Consider the following 20,569-nt stretch of genomic DNA (forward strand, 5'->3'; position numbering starts at 1 on the left):
GGTTCAGGCCACCGCAGCGCGCAGCTGAGCGGTGATCGCCGCCTGGTCCAGCTCCTGGCCGATCAGCACCAGTTGGGTGCGACGGGGTTCCGCCGCCTGCCAGGCACGGTCGAAATGCTTGTCGAAACGGGTGCCGACTCCCTGTACCAGCAGGCGCAGCGGCTTGCCGGCAATGGCGGCGAAGCCCTTCACCCGCAGCACGCCATGGCGCTTGACCACCTCGGTCAGGGCCGCCAGCAGGGTCGCTTCGGCGACTTCGGGCAATTCGACACCAAAGGAGTCGAATTCGTCATGATCATGGTCTTCATGCCCCTCGAGGTCGTGGTGGGTCGGACGGCTGTCGATATGGGCCTCGGACTCGGCCTGCAGCCCCAGCAGCACCGACAACGGCAGCACGCCGCGACTGGCTTCCACCACCTTGACCGCCGGCGGCAATTCCTCGGTCACCTCGGCGCGGACCCGGGCCAGCGCCTCGGCATCCAGGCCGTCGGCCTTGTTGAGGATCACCAGGTCGGCACTGGCCAGCTGGTCTTCGAACAGCTCATGCAGCGGCGACTCGTGGTCCAGGTTGGGATCCTGGCGGCGCTGAACGTCCACCTGCTCGGGGTGGGCGGCGAAGGTGCCGGCAGCCACGGCCGGACTGTCGACCACGGTGATCACCGCGTCCACGGTGCAGGCGTTGCGGATCTCCGGCCACTGGAAGGCCTGCACCAGCGGCTTGGGCAAGGCCAGGCCGCTGGTCTCGATGAGGATGTGGTCGATGTCGCCACGACGCGCCACCAGCTCCTTCATGACCGGGAAGAACTCTTCCTGCACGGTGCAGCAGAGGCAGCCGTTGGCCAGTTCGAAGACCCGACCCTGGGCTTCTTCTTCGGTGCAACCGATGCTGCACTGACGGAGGATCTCCCCGTCGATGCCCAGTTCGCCGAATTCATTGACGATCACCGCGATGCGGCGGCCTTCGGCATGGTCGAGCATGTGGCGCAACAGGGTGGTCTTGCCGGAGCCGAGGAAGCCGGTGACGATGGTGACGGGGGTCTTGGCCAGGGTTTTCATGGGCTGCCCTTAGGTGAAATGCGAGAAAAGGCGGGCAGGCATGCCGGACGCTCGCACGCTGGCGAGGCCCTGGTGGCAGCCCGGATCACCCCGCCCGGTTGCGTATGGAAAACTAGCGAGGCAGGTCTCCTGGCTCACGGCGCCCGACTCCGGCCTTCCCGCGTGAGCAGTGGCCTTAGAGCTTGTTCATGATTTCGCGAGCTAGAGTCGAGCAAGGCGAAGATACTTAAGGAAGCGGATCGGACTCGCGCTCGAGTTTACGAATGGTAAATGAGCATTCCGAAAGCATCTTCAACGCAGTTGACCGACGCGCAGCACATTATGAACAGGCTCTGTGGAGAGGCTGAAGATGCCGCTTACAGTTGCGGGGGCAGCCGCGGTGTCGCACCGCGTTCCCTTTCAAGCTCTTGCGGACAAGAGCACCTCGAAGCCCGACAGGCTACGAGTGCCCCGCCGGGGTGTCAATCGAACAGGCTTGACCGTCGGACGACCCGCGTGGTCTGCTCGACCCTGCTTCAGGTGTCGCGACTCCGCCATGGGTCGCGGTGAAACGGGAAGCCGGTCCAAGTCCGGCACTGCCCCCGCAACGGTAGACGAGCGCAGGATCACGATGCCACCCGGCCGGCAAGCTTGGGGAAGGCGATCCTGGTAGTCGTACGGGAATGCGATCTTGAGCGAGCCCGCGCACGGCAAGACGAAACCTTCGTAGCAAGCGTCATTTACAGGGTGTAGATGAGTCTTGCGGAGAAGGATTCGACAACGCCGGGCCGAGCGCAGCCAGCCCGCCCCCACAAGACCCTCGTGAGTCCGGAGACCGGCCTGTCGCCTTCAAGCAACCCGCGGTGGGCGGTCGTGCTGGACGGCGGCTGCCTACCGGCCCGCTGCCTAGGCGCGTCCCTGCCGCTTCGACTCCGAGGCCTCGTCATGACCGCTGCCCGCTCCACCACCGCCCTGCCCCAGACCAGTACCCGCACCCAACGCCTGACGGCCACCCTGCTCGCCTGCCTGTTTGGCCTGGGCCTGGTGTTCCTGGCCGGCTTTTCCCATGTCGAGGCCCTGCACAACGGCGCCCACGACACCCGCCACAGCGAAGGCTTCCCCTGCCACTAAGAGGAGATCGGCATGTTTCAGCGTATCGCCTTCAGTGCCGGCGTGGCCGGCCTGCTCGCCGCCCTTCTGCTGAGCGTCCTGCAGAGCCTCTGGCTGACCCCGCTCATCCTTCAGGCGGAAACCTATGAGGTACAGGTCGAGGCACCGGTCATGACGGAGCATCATGAGCACGGCGCAGAAGCCTGGTCGCCGGAAGACGGCTGGCCACGCACCCTGGCCACCTTTGGCGGCAACCTGGTGGTGGCTGTGGGCTTCGGCCTGGTCCTGGCGGGCCTGTTCAATCTGCGCACACCGCACCGAACCTACCAGGGCCTGCTGTGGGGACTGGCTGGCTATGCCACCTTCTGCCTCGCGCCCAGCCTCGGCCTGCCACCGGAACTGCCAGGGACCGCCGCAGCCGACCTGACCCTAAGGCAAACCTGGTGGATCGGCACCGCTGGGGCCACCGCGTCCGCCCTCGCCCTGCTGGTCTTCGCCCGCCATCCCGGCTACAAGATCATCGCTCTGGGTCTGCTGGTATTGCCGCATGTGCTAGGTGCGCCCCAGCCCATCGAGCATTCCAGCCTGGCACCGCACGAGCTGCAGCGGCACTTCCAGATCGCCGTGCTGGCGAGCAATCTGCCATTCTGGTTGTTGCTGGGACTGGCCTGCAGTTGGCTGTTTCGCCGTCAGGGCGCGTCACACCCATGAAACGGGTCCTGGGCCTGGGCTGCCGGCGGGGCTGCTCGCTGGACGAACTCGCCGAACTGGCGCAGTCGGTGTTGCAGGAAGCCGAGTGCGAAATCACCGCCCTGACGGCCCTGGCCACGGTGGAAAGTCGACTGGAAGAAGGGGCCTTATGCGCCCTCGCCGAGCGCTGGCACCTGCCACTGCTCGGTTTCACGGCGGCGCAATTGGCTCAGCAGGTCGGCGTCCTTTCACCCAGCGCTGTCGCGCTGGAACACACCGGTAGCTCGAGCATTGCCGAGGCCGCGGCATTGAGGGCGGCTGGCGAAGGTGCCCGATTGCGCGTGAGCAAGCGCAAGAGCGCGGCCGCCACGGCGGCCCTGGCCTATTCCTGAGGCGCCACTTCGGCGTCGGCGCCACTGATCCGGGCGCGGACATGGATGGGGCTGAAGGCTTCGTGCTGGACCAGCTCCACCAGGGATTCCTTGACCAGTTCGAGGATGGCCATGAAGGTCACCACCACACCGAGACGGCCTTCTTCCTGGGTGAACAGGGCGACGAAGGGCACGAAGGCGCCGTCCTTGAGTCGCTCCAGCACCTGGCTCATCCGCTCGCGGGTAGATAGCACCTCACGAGTCACCTGATGGCTCTCGAAGAGATCCGCCCGGCGCAGTACCTCGCCCATGGCCAGCAGCAGCTCGCCCAGTTCGACCTCGGGCAACAGTTTGCGCGCACGCGCCTCGGGCGCCGGCAAAGTGGGTACCACGAAGTTACGCCCCTCGCGCGGCAGGTCGTCGAGATCCTCGGCGGCCTTCTTGAAGCGTTCGTACTCCTGCAGCCGGCGAATCAGTTCGGCGCGCGGATCCTCATCCTCGGCTTCCAGGCCTTCGGCCCGGGGCAACAGCATGCGCGACTTGATCTCCGCCAGCATGGCCGCCATCAGCAGGTACTCGGCGGCCAGTTCCAGCTGCACCGCCTTCATCAACTCGACATAGCTCATGTACTGCCGGGTGATCTCGGCGACGGGGATGTCGAGGATGTCGATGTTCTGCTTGCGGATCAGATAGAGCAGCAGGTCCAGCGGCCCTTCGAAGGCTTCGAGAAAGACCTCCAGCGCATCCGGCGGGATATAGAGGTCCTGGGGCAGCTCGGTGAAGGCCTCGCCATACACCAGCGCCAGGCGTAGCTGCTCGGGTTCGAGCAGCTGGGGATCCAGGGCCTCGCTCATGCTTCGATCATGAAGGGCGTGGGATCACCGGCACCGACACGGATCACCTCGGGCTCGTCGTCGGCCAGGCTGATGACGGTGGACGGCTGCAAGCCACCGGGTCCGCCTTCGATCACCAGGTCGACGAAGTGGTCGAGGCGTTCGCGGATTTCCCAGGCATCGCCGAGGGCGTCCTCATCCCCGGGAAGAATCAGGCTCACGCTCATCAGCGGCTCGCCCAGTGCTTCCAGCAGCGCCAGGGTGATGGGATGCTGGGGCACCCGAACACCAATGGTGCGCCGCTTGGGATGCAGCAGCATCCGCGGCACCTCGCGGGTAGCGTTGAGGATGAAGGTATAGGGCCCGGGCGTATAGGCCTTGAGCAGGCGGAAAGCGCTGGTATCCACCTTGGCATAGATGCCGAGCTCCGAGAGATCGCAACACACCAGGGTGAAGTTGTGCTTGTCGTCGAGCTGGCGGATGCGGCGAATCCGCTCCACGGCGCTCTTCTCGCCGATTCGGCAGCCCAGCGCATAGGACGAATCGGTGGGATAGGCGATGACACCACCGGACTGGATGATTTCCACGGCCTGACGAATCAGCCGCGGCTGGGGATTCTGCGGATGAATCTCGATGAACTGGCTCATTGGGGTTCCCGATTCTGAGGGTACAGCGGTTGACTGAAGCGCGCCCAGAGGGGCGGCAGATCTTCGGGCAACGGACGGTACATGCCCAGGTCCGACCAATCGGCTGGCGCATGGAAATCGCTGCCCGCACTCACCATCAGACCAAATTCCCGCGCCAGAATTGCCAGGGTGCCGACCTGCTCGGCCGGCTGTATGCCGTTGACCACCTCGATGGCATGGCCGCCACCGGTGACGAATTCGCCGATCAGCTTCCGCAGCTTGGTGCGCGTGAAGCCATACGCCAGGGGGTGCGCCAGGCTGATCCAGGCCTTGGCGCCCTTCAGGGTGGCCAGGGTATCGGCCAGGGTCGGCCAGTGCTGCTTGACGTCACCGAGCTTGCCGCCGCCCAGCCACTTGCGAAAGGCATCGCCCCGGTCTTGGACAAGACCGGCCTGTACCAGGTATTCGGCGAAGTGCGGTCGCGCCGGCGCGTTGCGACTATCACCCAGCGCCAACTGCACCGCCCGAGCGCCTTCCAGAGTGCCGGGCATGCCCTTGGCCGCCAGCCGCCGGTCGATTTCCCGGGCACGCTCCCAGCGTCCTTCGTGCAAGGCTTCCAGGGCGGCGTTCAGCGCTGGGGCCTCGGGATCGAAGTTGTAGCCCAGCACATGCAAGGTCGCCCCGCCCCAGGTACAGGACATCTCGATCCCGGAGAGCAGGCGAAGACCCAGGCCATCCGCCGCCTCCAGCGCTTCGGCGTAACCGTCCAGGGTGTCATGATCGGTGATGGCCAGCAGCTGTACCCCGCGCTCATGGGCCCGTCTGACGACCTCGGCGGGCGCGAAGGCGCCGTCCGACGCAGTGGTATGACAGTGCAGGTCGATACGCATGGGCTTTCTCCTTCGGCTTCATCGGGTATTATGCCGCGATGCACTGCTATCGGCTGCGTTAATGAAACAATTCATCGACTTCATTCCCCTCCTGCTGTTCTTCCTGGTCTACAAGCTCGATCCGCGTCCGGTGGAATTCGCCGGGCACGCCTTCACCCTGGGCGGCATCTTCAGTGCCACCGCGGTGTTGATCATTGCCTCTCTGGTGGTCTACGGCGTGATCTACGCGACCCAGCGCCGGCTGGAGAAGAGCCAGTGGCTGACGCTGATCGCCTGCCTGGTATTTGGCGGCATGACCCTGGCGTTCCACAGCGAGACCTTTCTCAAGTGGAAGGCGCCGGTGGTGAACTGGCTGTTCGCCCTGGCCTTCCTCGGCAGTCAGTTCATCGGCGACAAACCGCTGATCCAGCGCATGCTGGGCCACGCGGTGCGCTTGCCCGCGCCGATCTGGACGCGCCTGAACATCGCCTGGATCATCTTTTTCATCGTCTGCGGCTGCGCGAATCTCTATGTGGCCTTCACCTACGAAAGCTTCTGGGTCGACTTCAAGGTCTTCGGCAGCCTGGCGATGACCCTGGTATTCATGCTCGGTCAGGGCCTCTATCTGGCGCGCCATCTGCAACCGATGGATGAACCGCGAGATTGATTCCATGAGTCAGATTCTGCTGATCGACGATGATCAGGAGCTGTGCGAGCTGCTCGGCGCCTGGCTGAAACAGGAAGGCTTCGAGGTCACCGCCTGCCACGCCGGCAGCGACGCGCGCATCCAGTTGCGCGACGCGACGCCGGACGTCGTGGTGCTGGACGTGATGCTGCCCGACGGCAGTGGCCTGGAGCTGCTCAAGCAGCTGCGTAGCGATCATCCGCAACTGCCGGTGCTGATGCTCTCGGGACGGGGCGAGCCGCTGGACCGGATCCTCGGCCTGGAGCTGGGCGCCGACGACTACCTGGCCAAACCCTGCGATCCGCGCGAACTCACCGCGCGCCTGAGGGCCATCCTCAGGCGCAGCCATCCGGCCCAGCCGGCAGCACGCCTGCAACTGGGCGACCTGTCGCTGAGCCTGGCACGGGGCGTGGCCAACATCGGCGAAACCGAGATCACCCTCACCCTCACCGAGAGTCGCATCCTCGAAGCCCTGCTACGCCAGCCCGGAGAACCCCTGGAGAAGCAGGCCCTGGCCCAGGTGGCACTCGGTCGCAAGCTGACACTCTATGATCGCAGCCTGGACATGCACGTCAGCAATCTGCGGCGCAAGCTCGGTAGCCACGCCGATGGCCGTCCACGCATCCTGGCGCTGCGCGGTCGCGGCTACTACTACAGCGTCTAGCACCGCCACGTCGCCTTTACCCCCTCTTTACGCCCGCTGACCGCCACTGACTCCCCCTGCTCCTAGACTGGGCCCATCCGGTATTGCACCGGTCATCCCAAGGAGATTTCCCCGATGCGCAAGCTCATGCCCGCCGTGCTGTTCGCCGCCCTGCTGCCGACCCTGACCCTGGCCGCCACCCAGGACGGCCCTGACATCACCCCGCCGCCCCACGGCAAGCTGATGGATGGCGGCCCCCGTGGCGACGGCCCTCTGCGCGACCTCAAGCTCACCGCCGAGCAACGCGAGCAGGTCGGTAAGCTGATGGGCGAAGAGCGTCAGCAGCAGCGCGAGATCGTCAAAAGCTATCTCGACAAGCTGCCCGAGGATCAGCGCAAGGCCCTGCATGATCAGCTGGATGGCAACCGCGACAAGACTCGTCAGTCCATTCGCGCCCTCCTCAAGCCCGATCAGCAGAAGCGCTTCGACGAAATGGAAAAGAAGCGGGAGGATCGCGCCAAGGAGTGGGCCGAGTTCCAGCAGTGGAAGCAGGACCACAAGTCCTCGTAATTCCCACCCGCTGCGCCGATGGTCCTCGGCGCAGCGCCCAACCAAGAGCCTGCCCCCAATCTCGCGCGTTAGAGTCAGACAAGGCTAGGCGGCCCCGCGAAAACACCTGAAAAAGCGGATCGGACCTGCGCTCACGGTTACCACTGGCAAGTGAGCACTCCGACCGGGCTGACGACCCAGGCCTTTCCGACGCAGTCTGGCCGACCCGCAACAGGATAAAAGCAGGCTTCAAGGCGACCGCATGGTTTTTCGCTCTCTCTTCTGGCGCATCTTCGCCACCTTCTGGCTGGCCATCCTGTCCGCGGTGGGCCTGACCATGCTGCTCGGCCACCTGGCCGATCAGGACTCCTGGATCCTCGCGCAGCATCCCGGCTTGCGCGACCTGCCCGAACAGTGGGTGCAACGCTATGAAAACGAAGGCCCCGCCGCCGCCCAAGGATTGCTCGAACAGCGCAAAGGCCGCTACGGCATCGATGTGCTGGTGCTGGGCGAGAACGGCTCGCCCCTGGTGCGCGGCACCCTGCCACCGCGCATCTTCGACCAGGATCTTGACCAGCCGCAGCGTCAGCAGCGCCCCGGCCCCGGCGCCCGCGATCCAAACCGTCCGTTGCCCTGGCGACGGCTGACCGACGAATACACCAGTTCCAGTGGCCAGAACTACCTGTTCATCTATCACCTGCCCACGCCCGAGCTAGGCGCCTGGCGCCGTCAGAGTCTGTTCTGGCCGGTCGGCATGCTGGCCATCGCCACCGTGGTGTTGACCCTCTTCAGCCTGCTGCTGACCCTGAGCCTGACCCGGCCGCTCAATCACCTGCGGCGCGCGGTGCACGATCTCGGCCAGACCGCCTATCAGCAGGACACCCTGGCGCGTCTTGCGCGCCGCAAGGACGAACTGGGCGTGCTGGCCGGAGACTTCAATCGGATGGGCGCCCACCTGCAGCGCCTGATCGACAGCCAGCGCCAGCTGCTGCGCGATGTGTCCCACGAATTGCGTTCACCCCTGGCACGCCTGCGCATCGCCCTGGCACTGGCCGAACGCTCCGATCCCCACGACCTGGGCAACATGTGGCCGCGCCTCACCCTGGAATGCGATCGCCTGGAAACCCTGATCGGCGAGATTCTCGCCCTCGCCCGCCAGGAAGCGGATCCGGGCCCACCCGAGCAGCTGGAACTGCACCCGCTGCTCGAAGGCCTGGTCGAGGATGCCCAGCTCAGCGCGCCTCAGCAGCGGATCGAACTGGACGTTCCCCTCGCCCTGCGCCTGGACGGTTGGCCCGATGTGCTGGAACGCGCCTTGGACAATCTGCTGCGCAATGCCCTGCGGTTCAATCCGCCAACACGGCCCATCGTCATCTCCGCGGCAGTGGCGGAGGGGGAAGTGCGCATCCAGGTGCGCGACCACGGCCCCGGCGTCAGGGCCGAGGACCTACCGCGCCTGGGCGAGCCCTTCTTTCGCTCGGACCAGCAGCAGGCCACTGGCTACGGCCTGGGCCTGGCCATCGCCCGGCGTGCCGTTGAGCGCCATGGTGGCGAGCTGCACCTGAGCAACCACCCGGACGGCGGCTTTCTCGCTACCGTCACCTTGCCACTCAGGCCGGTCCTGGCCAATGGCTGACCTGGGCGCTCAGATCGCGCGCCGCCGGAACTCGCGGCGCCACCTCCGGCGTGCCCAGGTAGATGTAGCCCACCAACTGCTCGTTATCGGTCAGCCCCAGGCCCTGCAGCACCCAGGCGTCGTAGCTGAATTCACCGGAGCGCCAAACCGCGCCCAGGCCCAGGGCGAAGGCCGCATTGACCAGACCGTGGGCGACGCAGCCAGCGGTGATGATCTGCTCCTGCAGGGGCACCTTGGGGTGCTCCTGGGGCGCGGCGACGACGGCGATCACCAGGGGTGCCCGCAGCGGCATGCGTCGGGCCTTGTCCAGGGCGGCAGCATCCGCCTCGGGCTCGCGGCGACGCAGGGCTTCGGCATAGAGCTCACCGAGGGCGGCTCGATCCTCGCCAGACACCAGAATCAGCCGCCAGGGGCGCAGCAGCTTGTGGTCCGGGGCACGGTCCGCGGCGCGCAGCAGTGTCTCGAGTTGCTCGGGGGTGGGGCCCGGTTCGGTCAGGCGACCGACCGAGGCGCGGTTGCAAAGGGCTGCGAGGGCATCCATAGCGTCTCTCCTGTAAAGATGCCGCAGTGTACCCCAGGGACGACTGGTGATTTTCGATGTCACAGCAGCGGAATTGCTGACATTCTTGGCCGCCACCCAGGCGGTCAGCTAAGATCGCGACAGCTAGAAAACCCGGCCGCTTTCATCGTCGCGAACGGAGTTATCCCGACCTCTCGCCTTTCTCGAAACGGACCCGACAGATGAAGTTTGCGCTCAACCGGTTCCTCGCTGCATCCGGTGACAGCCTGGGCGTCTACTACGCTCGGGTATTCGCCTATCTGATCGCCGCCGCCAGCGTCACCGCGGGTTACTACACCCAAGCCGATGCCGTGGGCCTGTGGCTGATCCCCTATGCCCTGCTCTATCCCCATGTGGCCCAGACCCTGAGCCTGAAGCTCAGGCGCGATCGTGGCGCCCAGACCGATATCCTGCTGGCCGCCATCGATGCCATCCATGTCGGCATGGCCGCGGTGGTGTTGCGCTTCCCGCTGATGCCCACCCTGATGCTGCTGTTCATGCTGGGCTACACCAGCATGTTGCGAGGCGGTCCGCGCCTGCTCGGTCTCTGCCTGCTATTCGCCACCAGTGCCGCGGCGCTGGGCAGTGCCACCTTCTTCCAGGGCGTCGACCTCACCAGTCCGCTACTGGTGGCCGTCACCAGCGTGGTGGGCACCATGCTGCACCTCTGGGGGACCGGTTACTTCCTGCATCGGCAGCGCAAGCGCCTCATACAGATCAACGACGACCTCAAGCGCGAGCAGGAGAAGTCCGCGATCCTCGCGCACAACCTGGCGAAATACCTCTCCCCTCAGGTGTGGGAGTCCATTTTCACCGGCAAGCAGCACATCGCCCTGGGTACCCAGCGCAAGAAAATCACGGTGTTCTTCTCCGACATCAAGGGCTTCACCGAGCTGTCCGAAGAACTCGAGGCCGAAGCCCTCACCGACATGCTCAACAACTACCTCAACGAAATGTCGAAGATCGCCGTGAAATACGGCGGGACCATCGACAAGTTCGTTGGCGACTGCGTCATGGTGTTCTTTGGCGACGCCAACAGCCAGGGCGCCAAGAAGGACGCCGTGGCCGCGGTCTCCATGGCCATCGCCATGCGCAAGCACATGAAGGTGCTGCGCCAGCAGTGGCGCAGCCAGGGCATCAACAAGCCCCTGGAAATCCGCATGGGCCTGAACACCGGTTACTGCACGGTCGGCAACTTCGGCTCCAGCACGCGCATGGACTACACCATCATCGGTCGCGAAGTGAACCTGGCCAGCCGCCTGGAAAACGCTGCGGACGCCGGCGAGATCCTGATCAGCCACGAGACCTACTCGCTGATCAAGGACACCATCATGTGCCGTGACAAGAGCTGGATCACCGTCAAGGGCTTCAGCAAGCCGGTACAGATCTACCAGGTGGTCGACTTCCGGCGCGACCTGGGCGCCTCGCCCAGCTATGTCGAGCACGAGCTGCCGGGCTTCTCCATGTACCTGGATACCAACAACATCCAGAACTACGACAAGGAGCGGGTCATCCAGGCGCTGCAGCTGGCGGCGGAGAAGCTCAAGGACAAGGTGATCTTCTAGCCGACCGCTTTCCTGCAGGCAGAAAAAAGCCCCGGATATCCGGGGCTTTTTCATGTGACCGCGGGGATCAATCCTCGCGATAACGACGCAGGCGCAGGGCCTTGCCCGCCACGCGGGTGTCCTTGAGCTTGGTCAGCAGACGCTCCAGGTTTTCCTCGGGCAGCTCCACCAGGCTGAAGGAGTCACGGATCTGGATGCGGCCGATGGCCTCGCGATCCATGCCGCCTTCGTTGATGATGGCACCCAGCAGGTTCTTGGCAGCAACGCCATCGCGCGCGCCCAGGGCGGTGCGGCAGCGGACGCGGCCTTCCGGCAGGGGCTGCATCGGACGACGCTCACCACGATCGGGACGCTCGCCGCGCTCGCCGCCACGATCAGGGCGTTCGCCACGCTCGCTGCGCTCGCCACGGGGACGCTCGCCACGGCCGGCGCCGGGGGTCAGCGGCTGCTCACGGCGCACCGACTCCAGGTCCAGGGCACGGCCGCTGGTCAGCTTGGCCAGCAGCGCCGCCGCCAGGGTGGAAGGATCACACTGCAGACGCTCGCACAGCTCCTGACGCAGCGCGCCGTGGGTGGCGTCGGCATCGGCCAGCAGCGAACCCACGCCATCGGCCAGACGGGAGATACGAGCTTCCAGCACGGCTTCGGCGTCGGGCAGACGGATCTCGCCAACCCGCTGACCGGTCACGCGCTCGATGACCTGCAGCATGCGACGCTCGCGCGGGGTGACCAGCAGCAGCGCGCGGCCTTCACGCCCGGCACGACCGGTACGGCCGATACGGTGCACGTAGGATTCGGGATCGTAGGGCATGTCCACGTTCAGCACGTGGGTGATGCGCGCCACGTCCAGGCCACGGGCCGCGACGTCGGTGGCGACCACGATGTCCAGCGAACCGTCCTTGAGGGATTCGATGGTCTTCTCGCGCTGGGCCTGGGGCATGTCACCGTTCAGGGCGCTGACGCGATAGCCCTGGCGTTCCAGCAGTTCAGCCAGATCCAGGGTCGCCTGCTTGGTCCGCACGAAGGCGATCAGGGCGTCGAAGTTTTCCACTTCCAGCAGGCGCAGCACCGAGGCCGGCTTCTGGTCGGCATGGACCATCAGGTGCGCCTGCTCGATGCGGGCGACGGTCTGGGTCTTGGCCGCGATGCGGACGTGTTGCGGCTCCTTGAGGTGACGCTCGGCGATGGCACGGATCGACGGCGGCAGGGTCGCCGAGAACAGTACGGTCTGGCGGGTTTCCGGCATGGCCTCGAAGATGAATTCGAGGTCGTCCATGAAGCCCAGCTTGAGCATCTCGTCGGCCTCGTCGAGCACCAGACGCTGAACGGTGGCCAGCAGGTTGTCGTCACGGCGCAGGTGGTCGCACAGGCGGCCGGGGGTAGCGACGAGTACCTGGGCACCCATGCGCAGGGACTTCAACTGCGGCCCCATGGGCGCGCCGCCGTAGAGGGCCACGACCTTCACGCCGGGCATCTCGGTGGAATAGGTTTCGCAGGCGGTAGCGACCTGCAGGGCCAGTTCACGGGTAGGAACCAGCACCAGAATCTGGGGTTCACGACGGGACGGGTCGAGCTGCGAGAGCAGCGGCAGAGCAAAGGCTGCGGTCTTACCCGTACCGGTCTGCGCCTGGCCGATCATGTCGTGGCCGGCGAGGATCACCGGAATGGACTGCGACTGGATGGGCGACGGCTCTTCGTAGCCGACGGCCTTGATGGCGGCGAGGATGGCGGGATTGAGATTGAGCGCAGCGAAATTGCTGATGTCCTGGGTCATTGTCTTGCCTCGTGTGCTTCGCAAAGACCCCAAAGCCAAGAGCTGCGCTTATCCGAATGACCGAAGTCGCCCAGGCAGCCAAGGTGTGAGCTTTTTGCGAAATAGCGGATGAAAGGGGGTGAAGCGTCTAGGATTGTTCGCCGTCGGGCGAACGCACGACCGGCGTGGCCATGGTGGCGGACCGGGAGAATGCAGTTCCTGAACGGAAGGTCAAAAAGACCGGGGCGAATAATACCCGAACCCTGGACATTTCTCCAGAGAACCTTGGTCTATCTTGATGGTCAGGTTGCCGCACGCAAGTTGTCCAGGTAGGACTCCACATCGAAGCCTATCTGCGGGGTCAACTCCCTTGCGCGCCGCCGCGTCTCGGGCTGGTCCAGCTCCTGTTCCAGACTGGCCGGCACCAGCAGGATGACATTGCCTTCCACCACCGGGCACTCCCAGTAATGATGGCGGAACAGCCCGCGCAGCAGCGCGGCGCCCAGGGGCTTGCCGTCGGTGGCGCTCCACTGGTTGATCATCAGCCAGCCGCCGGGATTGAGCTTGGCCTGGCAGTTTTCCAGGAAGCGCCAGGCCAGATGGGCACTGGACGGACCGACATCGGTATAGAGATCGACAAAGATCAGATCGGCAGGCGCCGCGCTGTCGAGCAGGTCCAGGGCATCGCCGATGCGGATGGCCAGGCGCGGGTCCTCGTCGAGGCCCAGATGCTGGCGCGCCAGGCGTGGCACCGCAGGGCGCAGCTCCAGGGCTTCCACCGCCTCCAGGGGCAGCCACTTGAGGCAGGCCTGGGTCAGGGTGCCGGCGCCCAGCCCGAGAAACAGCGCCCGTCGCGGCTGCGGGTGGCAGAGCGCGCCGAGCAGCATGGCGCGGTTGTAGTCGTATTCCAGCCAGGCGGGGTCCGCGGTGAAGACGCAGCTCTGCTCCACCTCCTCGCCGAACTCCAGGAAGCGATAGGGCCCCACCTCCACCACCCGGATCCGGCCATGGTCATCGACGACCTCTTCCAGCAACACTTCCGTCTCGGCCATCACCGCCCTCCTCTATAGGCGCCCATGGTAGCTGCGATGGGCACTGTCTATCGAGCGTTACACCCTTCATCGGTTAGTATGAAAGGCTTCATCGAACCACCGCAGAGAGAGCCATGTCCGCGCCCTGGAGCCCCACCAGCTGGAGAGGCCTGCCCATCCAGCAGCAGCCCGAATACCCCGATCACGCCCGCCTCGCCGACGTCGAGCGCACCCTCGCCGGCTATCCGCCGCTAGTGTTTGCCGGCGAAGCCCGCGAACTACGCCGGCAATTCGCCGAGGTCACCCAGGGCCGGGCCTTCCTGTTGCAGGGTGGTGATTGCGCGGAAAGCTTCTTCGAATTCTCCGCCGGCAAGATTCGCGACACCTTCAAGGTGCTGCTGCAGATGGCCGTGGTCATGACCTTCGCTGCCGGTTGCCCGGTGGTCAAGGTTGGCCGCATGGCCGGGCAGTTCGCCAAGCCGCGTTCTTCGAACGATGAGGTCCAGGATGGCATCTCCCTGCCCGCCTACCGTGGCGATATCGTTAATGGCATCGACTTCACCGAAGGCAGCCGTATCCCGGATCCGCAGCGCCTGATCCAGGCCTACAACCAGTCCACCGCGACCCTCAACCTGTTGCGCGCCTTCGCCCAGGGCGGTTTCGCCGACCTGCACCAGGTGCATCGCTGGAACCTGGACTTCATCGCCAATTCGGCCCTGGCCGACCGCTACCACCAGTTGGCGGATCGCATCGACGAGACCCTCGCGTTCATGCGCGCCTGTGGCCTGGACACCGCGCCCCAGGTCAAAGAAACCAATTTCTTCACTGCCCACGAGGCGCTGCTGCTCAACTACGAGGAAGCCTTCGTCCGCCGCGACAGCCTGACCGGCGACTGGTATGACTGCTCCGCGCACATGCTCTGGATCGGCGACCGCACCCGCCAGCCTGACGGTGCCCACGTCGAATTCCTGCGCGGCGTGAACAACCCCATTGGCGTCAAGGTCGGTCCCTCCACCACCAGCGAAGACCTGATCCGGCTGATCGACACCCTCAACCCCGAGAACGATCCGGGTCGTCTCAACCTGATCGTGCGCATGGGCGTGGGCAAGGTCGGCGATCACCTGCCGCGCCTGATCCAGACCGTGGAGCGCGAGGGCCGCCAGGTGCTGTGGAGTTCCGACCCCATGCACGGCAACACCATCAAGGCGTCCAGCGGTTACAAGACCCGGGATTTCGCCAGCGTGCTGGGCGAGGTCAAGGAATTCTTCGGGTACACAAGGCCGAGGGCACCTATGCCGGCGGCATCCATATCGAGATGACCGGCCAGAACGTCACCGAGTGCATCGGTGGCGCCCGTCCGGTTACCGAGGACGCCCTTTCCGATCGCTATCATACCCACTGCGACCCGCGCCTGAACGCCGACCAGTCCCTGGAACTGGCCTTCATGATCGCCGAGACCCTCAAGGGCATTCGCCGCTGAGTCGAGGTCGGGAGGTCGCCTGCGCGGCGACCTCCTAGTGCCGCGCCAGTGCCTCCTGCAGCAGGCTGGCCGGACCATGCAGCGCTACCTCCGCCAGGCCCAGCCAGTCCGCCAGCGCACGCAACTGTCCTGCCAAGGCATCGCAGCCCTCGTCATCCAGCCCCGCCGGCTCCAGGTGCACGGCATGCACCGCCAGCCGTGAGGCCGCTCGCTCAGCCCGTAGATCCACTCGCGCCGCCAGGCGTTCGTGATAGAGAAAGGGCAACACGTAGTAGCCATAGACCCGCTTGGGCGCAGGTGTATAGATCTCCAGTCGATAGCGGAAACCAAATAACTGCTCGGTACGTTCACGCTCCCAGACCAGGGAGTCGAAGGGCGACAGCAGCGCCGCGGCGCTTACCGGCCGCCCGGGGCTTGGAGTGTTCGCGACATAGGCGAGCTTCGCCCAGCCCTGTACCTGAATAGGCCGCAAGCCGCCCTCCTCCTGCAATTCGGCGATGCCCTGACGGGCCTCGGCCGGACTTAATCGAAAATAGTCACGCAGCTGGACCTCGGTCGCTACGCCCAGGGCTCTGGCGCTGCGCAGCAGCAGTGCCCGGCGCGCCGCCTCCGGTGTCGGCGCAGGCGCGGCAAGGGTCGCCGCCGGCAGGACCCGCTCCGGCAGGTCATAGAGCCGCTCGAAGCCCCGCCGCCCAGCCACCGTGACCTCGCCGGCGGCAAACAGCCACTCCAGCGCCAGCTTGCCCGGGCTCCAATCCCACCAGGGACCGGCCTGATCGACCCGCTTCGCCAGGCTGCCGGCGCCCAGGGCGCCGCGCTGCACCACCGCCTCCAGGGTCTGGGCCACCAGCTGCGGCTGCTCGGCCGCGAAACGCGCCAGCTGCCGATAGATGCCGATGCCCTGACGGGCCAGCTCACGGCGCCAGCGCAATTCGGCCCAGACCTCCGCAGGCACCAGGGAGGCTTCATGGGCCCAGCATTCATAGAGCTGTCGCGCCCTGCCCGAGCCCCAGGCCAGGGCGTCGAAGTCGGCAAGGTCATAGCGTCCCAGGCGACTGAACAGCGGCAGATAGTGCGAGCGGACCAGGGCATTGACCGAGTCGATCTGCAGCACGTTGAGGCGTGCACCCTGGCGGTACAGGGCGGCCAGGCCGGCGCCGCCCTTGGGTTGGCTACCGAAACCCTGGGCACGCAAGGCCAGGCGCCGGGCCTCGCGCAGGGAAAGGCTATCCATCCGAGCTCCTGCTTAAAGAGGTGATCCTCCACCCTAGCAGGATTGGCGGTCGCCCTCCTCTGCAGGCTGCTGCCAGAACGGCTTGTCGGCCTCCTGCCAGGCATCAGCGCGGCTCAGACCCAGGTCGTGCAGTGCGCCTTCATCCAGCCGATAGAGGGCCCGGCGCTGACGGGAGACCTGCACTGCCCGCTGCAGCCAGACCAGGATCCGACGCAAACGAAACCTGACGTCCGGAAACTCACGGACGCGAGTGGACGAATGACTGTGGTGAGCGAGCTGAGCCATGGTGAATCTCCTTTTCCAAGGGTATGGCTCAGGTCTGAAAGCCCGGATAACATCAATCCAACGAATCCTTCTGATGTAACCCATTCATCTGGTTGATGCCATGAATTATCCGAGCATAGAGACCGATCTGCTGCGTACCTTTGTCGCTATTGCCGATCAGGGCGGCTTCACCCGTGCGGCCGAAGTGGTCAACCGTACGCAGTCCGCAGTGAGCATGCAGATGCGCAAGCTGGAAGACGACCTGCTGCAGCGCCGGCTGTTCGAGCGAGATGGGCGCTAGGTACGGCTGACGGCGGAAGGCCAGATTCTGCTGGGCTATGCCCGGCGAATCCTCAAGTTGCACGGCGAAGTCATGACGACCCTGCGTGCGCCGCACATGGTGGGTACGGTGCGCATCGGCACGCCGGACGACTATGTCATGAGGTTCATCCCAGGGATTCTCGCAGGCTTCGCCAAGGCCTACCCGCTGGTGCAGGTGGACGTGCACTGCGAGCCCAGCGCCGGCCTACTGCAGCGCCAGGACCTGGATCTGACCATCGTTACCCGCGAGCCTGGCAACGAGATCGGGCTGCCGCTGCGCCGGGAGCGCTTCATCTGGGCCGAGGCGCCCGGCTTCGATGTCCATCAGCGTGACCCGCTGCCCCTGGCCATGTTCAATACCTCGTGCTTTCTCAGCGAATGGGCCCGGCGTGCGCTGGACACTCGTGAACGCGGCTATCGCCTGGCCTACAGCAGCCCGAGCCTGGCGGCGCTGCTGGGCATCGTCAAGGCGGGCCTGGCGGTCACCGCGCAACTGGAAAGCCTGCTGCCCAATGAGCTGCGGCGGCTGAGCGAAGCCGATGGCATGCCGGACCTGCCCGCCTGCTCCATCGAACTGCTGCGCAATCCCCGCAGCGCCTCGCCGATCATCGACACCCTCGCCGAGCACATCGCCGAAGGCTTTCGGCAATAGTCAGCGCAGCGCCAGCAGCACCGCACACAGCAGCAGGAAACCGCAGAACAGCAGGCGTAGCAGCCGCTCGGGAAGCTGGTGGGCCAGGCGCACGCCCCAGCTCACACTGAGCAGCCCACCCACCGCCAGCGGGATGCCCACGTGCCAATCCACCTCGCCGTGCCAGGCGTAGCTGGCCAGGGTGACACCCGTGGTGGGCAGCGCCATGGCCAGGGACATGCCCTGGGCCGCGACCTGGGTCATGCCCATGACGCCGGCCAGGATCGGGGTGGCGATGACCGCGCCGCCCACGCCGAACAGGCCACCGACCAGACCAGCCACCAACCCCAGCACGCCGAGGCCCAGCCGGCTGGGCGCGGTCAAGGGCGGCTGACCGCGGCGATAGAGCTGCCAGAGGTTGTAGAGGACCAGCAGCAGCAGGAAGCCCACGAAGCCGTGACGCATCGAGCGGGCGTCCAGGGATACCGCCAGCACGGTGCCTACCAGTGCCGAGACCATGCCCGCGCCCGCCAGCAAGGCGGCGCGACGCCAGTCGATACGATTGCGCTGGTTGTACTTGTAGACCGACAGCAGCACGTTGGGCACCACCATCACCAGGGCGGTGCCCTGGGCCAGTTGCTGGTCGAGGCCGAACAGCAGGGCCAGCACCGGAATGGCGATCAACCCACCGCCGATGCCGAACAGGCCACCCACCACGCCCAGCACCGCGCCGAGGACGACATCGATCAAAAGCTCAGGCAGCAATTCCACAGCAGCACTATCCAGGGATGAATGGGTACGGAGAGGTCAGCCGGGCGCTACGACACCGGCGCCCAGACAGCAAAAAGCCCGGCGAGCCGGGCTTTTTATCGAGACGCCTGGTTTAGACCTTGGCGCGCGACTTGTACTCGTTGGTACGGGTGTCGATCTCGATGTGATCACCGATATCGCAGAACTCGGATACCTTCAGCTCGTAGCCGTTGTTCAGGCGAGCGGTCTTCATGACCTTGCCCGAGGTATCGCCGCGAACGGCCGGCTCGGTGTAGGCGATCTGGCGCACGATGGTGGTCGGCAGCTCGATGGAGATGACGCGATCGTTGTAGAACACAGCTTCACAGACGTCGGTCATGCCGTCTTCGATGAAGGCCAGGGCTTCGCCCAGGTCGTCCTTCTCGACTTCGTACTGGTTGTAGTCGGCGTCGACGAAGACGTACAGGGGATCGGCGAAGTAGGAATAGGTCACTTCCTTGCGATCCAGGATGACCGGCTCGAGCTTGTCGTCGGCACGGAAGACGGTCTCGGTCGCGCTGCCGGAGAGCAGGCTCTTCAGCTTCATCTTGACCACTGCAGCGTTACGGCCGGACTTGTTGTAGTCAGCTTTCTGGATGACCCAGGGAGCGTTGTCGATCATGGCCACTTGGCCGGCACGGAACTCTTGTGCGGTTTTCATGCGGTTATCCGTATGGATGGAAGAACGGGATTTCGAGGCGCCATATGATAGCCAATCTGAGTGGAAATGCACCAGGCTGGCAGCAAGATCGCTGTGAGAAGCCATCCGATCGCTCCAATCACGCGCCAGCAGACGCCACGCCGCCCCTTGCGCCTCCAGGGCTGACCAGGCTGCGGCCAGGTCACCGCGGCCGTTCCAGGCCAGCCAGAAGGCGGTGACCGCCGCTGCCAGTTCAGGCGAGGCGGCCTCGGTATAGCGCCCGAGAAAGGCCTCCAGTTTGACGAAGTGCGCGTCCTCCTCCTGCGGATAGATGTGCCAGACGAAGGGGTGCGCGGCCCACTGCGCACGAACGAAGGAGTCCTCACCGCGAATGGCGTTGAAATCGCAACACCAGAGCAGTCGGTCGTAGGCCTGCTGGGAAACGAAGGGCAGTACCTGCACCCGTAACGCGCCCCGGTGATGGCTATCACCGGCCTTGAGCCAGTCGACCCCCAGCCAGGCGGCGACGTTGGCCAGTACCCGGCCCTCGGGCACCAGCAGACAGGTGGGCTGGGTTGCCGCGCTGAGGGCATCGAGCCAGTCGATCAGTGCGGGATTCTCGTAGGCGAACAGCGAGAACAGCCGCTCGCCCGCTTGACGCTGGACGCCCAGGCCGGCGAGATAGGCCGCCGCGGCCGCAGGATCGGCGACGAAGCCGTCGCGCTCGCCGAGCAGTCCGCGCTCACGCAACAGCCCGCCCACCTTGGGAGTGAAGCCGGGAAAGAAGAAATACTTGTTGAGTCCGGTGGGCTGCAGCGAAGGCAAGCCGTGGCAGCCTTCGATCCACTCCTCGGCGCTCAGGTACTCCAGATTGAGCCATAGCGGGCGCTCGTTGCGGCGCGCCATGGCCGTGACGAAACCTTCCGGCAACTGACAGGCGAAGGCTTCCACCACCACGTCACCGGATTCGGCGTCGGCCCAGTCGGGACGCCATAACCGGACTTCCACCCCCCGGTGCCATTGCTGTTCGGCGGCTCTGTCCACGCCGGGCTGGATGCGCGCCAGGGGATAGAGGTCGTCGATCCAGAGGCGGACCTGCTGGTCGTGTTCGGCCACCAACTGATGGGCCAGGCGCCAAGTGATGCCTGCGTCGCCATAGTTGTCCACCACCGTGCAGAAGATGTCCCAGGCTGCCATGCCTTACCTCTAAGTCGTTGATATCGAATCGGGTTCCGCTTCACCAGCGGTGCGATGC

At 65.4% G+C, this 20,569-nt stretch carries 19 protein-coding genes, 3 pseudogenes and 2 riboswitches; of the genes and pseudogenes, 10 read left to right on the top strand and 12 right to left on the bottom strand.

Annotation, left to right across the window (positions count from 1 at the left end):
• Positions 1-3: 3 nt before the first annotated feature.
• Entirely contained in the window at positions 4-1,056 is a 1,053-nt protein-coding gene (gene cobW / locus APT59_RS11670; RefSeq protein ID WP_059314994.1) for a cobalamin biosynthesis protein CobW, read from the bottom strand.
• A 101-nt stretch (positions 1,057-1,157) separates the two neighbouring features.
• Positions 1,158-1,498: riboswitch (cobalamin riboswitch) on the bottom strand.
• A 58-nt stretch (positions 1,499-1,556) separates the two neighbouring features.
• Positions 1,557-1,894, top strand: a riboswitch (cobalamin riboswitch).
• 86 nt (positions 1,895-1,980) lie between these two features.
• Between cobW and APT59_RS11675 the strand changes: the two genes are divergently transcribed.
• From APT59_RS11675 to APT59_RS11685, 3 genes are read left to right on the top strand one after another with little or no spacing between them, the layout of a single operon-like run.
• Positions 1,981-2,166 carry a CbtB domain-containing protein gene (locus APT59_RS11675; RefSeq protein ID WP_059314995.1) on the top strand — a complete coding sequence of 62 codons (186 nt, stop codon included), beginning with the start codon at positions 1,981-1,983 and terminating at the stop codon, positions 2,164-2,166.
• Between the two features lie 12 nt (positions 2,167-2,178).
• A complete protein-coding gene (locus APT59_RS11680) occupies positions 2,179-2,856 on the top strand; it encodes a CbtA family protein (RefSeq protein ID WP_059314996.1) in 678 nt (225 codons plus the stop codon).
• Entirely contained in the window at positions 2,853-3,227 is a 375-nt protein-coding gene (locus APT59_RS11685; RefSeq protein ID WP_059314997.1) for a cobalamin biosynthesis protein, read from the top strand. Before APT59_RS11680 ends, APT59_RS11685 begins: the two co-directional genes overlap by 4 nt.
• Here the strand turns inward: APT59_RS11685 and APT59_RS11690 are convergent.
• The 3 genes from APT59_RS11690 to APT59_RS11700 form a co-directional block, all read right to left on the bottom strand.
• On the bottom strand, positions 3,218-3,946 hold the full coding sequence (locus APT59_RS11690; RefSeq protein ID WP_167348582.1) for a segregation and condensation protein A: 729 nt from the start codon (positions 3,944-3,946) through the stop codon (positions 3,218-3,220). The two genes, APT59_RS11685 and APT59_RS11690, sit on opposite strands and share 10 nt — an antisense overlap.
• Positions 3,947-4,056: 110 nt before the next feature.
• Positions 4,057-4,686: an L-threonylcarbamoyladenylate synthase gene (locus APT59_RS11695; protein ID WP_059314999.1), complete on the bottom strand. Its 630-nt coding sequence runs from the start codon at positions 4,684-4,686 to the stop codon at positions 4,057-4,059.
• Positions 4,683-5,555, bottom strand: a complete 873-nt coding sequence (locus APT59_RS11700) for a PHP domain-containing protein (protein ID WP_059315000.1) — start codon at positions 5,553-5,555, stop codon at positions 4,683-4,685. Before APT59_RS11700 ends, APT59_RS11695 begins: the two co-directional genes overlap by 4 nt.
• Before the next feature lie 61 nt (positions 5,556-5,616).
• Here APT59_RS11700 and APT59_RS11705 point away from each other — a divergent pair, with 61 nt between their 5' ends.
• The 4 genes from APT59_RS11705 to APT59_RS11720 all read left to right on the top strand — a co-directional run bounded on the left by APT59_RS11705 (position 5,617) and on the right by APT59_RS11720 (position 9,047).
• Positions 5,617-6,201: a septation protein A gene (locus tag APT59_RS11705; protein WP_059315001.1), complete on the top strand. Its 585-nt coding sequence runs from the start codon at positions 5,617-5,619 to the stop codon at positions 6,199-6,201.
• 4 nt (positions 6,202-6,205) lie between these two features.
• A complete protein-coding gene (locus tag APT59_RS11710) occupies positions 6,206-6,883 on the top strand; it encodes a response regulator transcription factor (protein WP_059315002.1) in 678 nt (225 codons plus the stop codon).
• A gap of 114 nt (positions 6,884-6,997) precedes the next feature.
• A complete protein-coding gene (locus tag APT59_RS11715) occupies positions 6,998-7,432 on the top strand; it encodes a Spy/CpxP family protein refolding chaperone (protein ID WP_059315003.1) in 435 nt (144 codons plus the stop codon).
• Positions 7,433-7,673: 241 nt separating this feature from the next.
• A complete protein-coding gene (locus APT59_RS11720) occupies positions 7,674-9,047 on the top strand; it encodes a sensor histidine kinase (protein WP_059315004.1) in 1,374 nt (457 codons plus the stop codon).
• Here the strand turns inward: APT59_RS11720 and APT59_RS11725 are convergent.
• Positions 9,022-9,588, bottom strand: coding sequence for a nitroreductase family protein (locus APT59_RS11725; RefSeq protein ID WP_059315005.1), 567 nt, complete (start codon positions 9,586-9,588; stop codon positions 9,022-9,024). The two genes, APT59_RS11720 and APT59_RS11725, sit on opposite strands and share 26 nt — an antisense overlap.
• Positions 9,589-9,788: 200 nt before the next feature.
• Between APT59_RS11725 and APT59_RS11730 the strand changes: the two genes are divergently transcribed.
• Positions 9,789-11,171 carry an adenylate/guanylate cyclase domain-containing protein gene (locus APT59_RS11730; RefSeq protein WP_059315006.1) on the top strand — a complete coding sequence of 461 codons (1,383 nt, stop codon included), beginning with the start codon at positions 9,789-9,791 and terminating at the stop codon, positions 11,169-11,171.
• A 67-nt stretch (positions 11,172-11,238) separates the two neighbouring features.
• Here APT59_RS11730 and APT59_RS11735 read toward each other — a convergent pair whose 3' ends face one another.
• Both APT59_RS11735 and APT59_RS11740 read right to left on the bottom strand, forming a co-directional pair.
• Positions 11,239-12,945: a DEAD/DEAH box helicase gene (locus APT59_RS11735; RefSeq protein WP_059315007.1), complete on the bottom strand. Its 1,707-nt coding sequence runs from the start codon at positions 12,943-12,945 to the stop codon at positions 11,239-11,241.
• Positions 12,946-13,226: 281 nt separating this feature from the next.
• Entirely contained in the window at positions 13,227-13,976 is a 750-nt protein-coding gene (locus APT59_RS11740; RefSeq protein WP_059315008.1) for a spermidine synthase, read from the bottom strand.
• Between the two features lie 113 nt (positions 13,977-14,089).
• On the opposite strand from APT59_RS11740, the pseudogene APT59_RS11745 reads away from it, so the two are divergent.
• Positions 14,090-15,435, top strand: a pseudogene (locus APT59_RS11745) (class II 3-deoxy-7-phosphoheptulonate synthase).
• Between the two features lie 34 nt (positions 15,436-15,469).
• Here APT59_RS11745 and APT59_RS11750 read toward each other — a convergent pair.
• Together APT59_RS11750 and APT59_RS11755 are read right to left on the bottom strand one after the other, a co-directional pair.
• Positions 15,470-16,669, bottom strand: a complete 1,200-nt coding sequence (locus APT59_RS11750) for a winged helix-turn-helix domain-containing protein (protein ID WP_059315009.1) — start codon at positions 16,667-16,669, stop codon at positions 15,470-15,472.
• 33 nt (positions 16,670-16,702) lie between these two features.
• A complete protein-coding gene (locus tag APT59_RS11755) occupies positions 16,703-16,954 on the bottom strand; it encodes a DUF1127 domain-containing protein (protein WP_059315010.1) in 252 nt (83 codons plus the stop codon).
• 100 nt (positions 16,955-17,054) lie between these two features.
• On the opposite strand from APT59_RS11755, the pseudogene APT59_RS11760 reads away from it, so the two are divergent.
• A pseudogene (locus APT59_RS11760) lies at positions 17,055-17,906 on the top strand (LysR substrate-binding domain-containing protein).
• Here the strand turns inward: APT59_RS11760 and APT59_RS11765 are convergent.
• The 3 genes and pseudogenes from APT59_RS11765 to earP all read right to left on the bottom strand — a co-directional run.
• Positions 17,907-18,647: a sulfite exporter TauE/SafE family protein gene (locus APT59_RS11765; protein ID WP_059316885.1), complete on the bottom strand. Its 741-nt coding sequence runs from the start codon at positions 18,645-18,647 to the stop codon at positions 17,907-17,909. It abuts the pseudogene before it with no gap.
• Positions 18,648-18,768: 121 nt separating this feature from the next.
• A complete protein-coding gene (gene efp / locus APT59_RS22555; RefSeq protein ID WP_167348583.1) occupies positions 18,769-19,335 on the bottom strand; it encodes an elongation factor P in 567 nt (188 codons plus the stop codon).
• Positions 19,336-19,383: 48 nt separating this feature from the next.
• Positions 19,384-20,511 (bottom strand): annotated as a pseudogene (gene earP / locus APT59_RS22560) (elongation factor P maturation arginine rhamnosyltransferase EarP); the annotation flags it as partial.
• Between the last annotated feature and the right edge of the window lie 58 nt (positions 20,512-20,569).

This window comes from Pseudomonas oryzihabitans (genome assembly GCF_001518815.1).
GTDB classification, from domain to species: domain Bacteria; phylum Pseudomonadota; class Gammaproteobacteria; order Pseudomonadales; family Pseudomonadaceae; genus Chryseomonas; species Chryseomonas oryzihabitans_E.

Bases quoted from the DNA above. Each gene is read 5' to 3' on its own strand.
- cobW (WP_059314994.1), bottom strand. From the start codon at position 1,056: ATGAAAACCCTGGCCAAGACCCCCGTCACCATCGTCACCGGCTTCCTC.
- APT59_RS11675 (WP_059314995.1), top strand. From the start codon at position 1,981: ATGACCGCTGCCCGCTCCACCACCGCCCTGCCCCAGACCAGTACCCGC.
- APT59_RS11680 (WP_059314996.1), top strand. From the start codon at position 2,179: ATGTTTCAGCGTATCGCCTTCAGTGCCGGCGTGGCCGGCCTGCTCGCC.
- APT59_RS11685 (WP_059314997.1), top strand. From the start codon at position 2,853: ATGAAACGGGTCCTGGGCCTGGGCTGCCGGCGGGGCTGCTCGCTGGAC.
- APT59_RS11695 (WP_059314999.1), bottom strand. From the start codon at position 4,686: ATGAGCCAGTTCATCGAGATTCATCCGCAGAATCCCCAGCCGCGGCTG.
- APT59_RS11700 (WP_059315000.1), bottom strand. From the start codon at position 5,555: ATGCGTATCGACCTGCACTGTCATACCACTGCGTCGGACGGCGCCTTC.
- APT59_RS11705 (WP_059315001.1), top strand. From the start codon at position 5,617: ATGAAACAATTCATCGACTTCATTCCCCTCCTGCTGTTCTTCCTGGTC.
- APT59_RS11710 (WP_059315002.1), top strand. From the start codon at position 6,206: ATGAGTCAGATTCTGCTGATCGACGATGATCAGGAGCTGTGCGAGCTG.
- APT59_RS11715 (WP_059315003.1), top strand. From the start codon at position 6,998: ATGCGCAAGCTCATGCCCGCCGTGCTGTTCGCCGCCCTGCTGCCGACC.
- APT59_RS11720 (WP_059315004.1), top strand. From the start codon at position 7,674: ATGGTTTTTCGCTCTCTCTTCTGGCGCATCTTCGCCACCTTCTGGCTG.
- APT59_RS11725 (WP_059315005.1), bottom strand. From the start codon at position 9,588: ATGGATGCCCTCGCAGCCCTTTGCAACCGCGCCTCGGTCGGTCGCCTG.
- APT59_RS11730 (WP_059315006.1), top strand. From the start codon at position 9,789: ATGAAGTTTGCGCTCAACCGGTTCCTCGCTGCATCCGGTGACAGCCTG.
- APT59_RS11735 (WP_059315007.1), bottom strand. From the start codon at position 12,945: ATGACCCAGGACATCAGCAATTTCGCTGCGCTCAATCTCAATCCCGCC.
- APT59_RS11740 (WP_059315008.1), bottom strand. From the start codon at position 13,976: ATGGCCGAGACGGAAGTGTTGCTGGAAGAGGTCGTCGATGACCATGGC.
- APT59_RS11750 (WP_059315009.1), bottom strand. From the start codon at position 16,669: ATGGATAGCCTTTCCCTGCGCGAGGCCCGGCGCCTGGCCTTGCGTGCC.
- APT59_RS11755 (WP_059315010.1), bottom strand. From the start codon at position 16,954: ATGGCTCAGCTCGCTCACCACAGTCATTCGTCCACTCGCGTCCGTGAG.
- efp (WP_167348583.1), bottom strand. From the start codon at position 19,335: ATGAAAACCGCACAAGAGTTCCGTGCCGGCCAAGTGGCCATGATCGAC.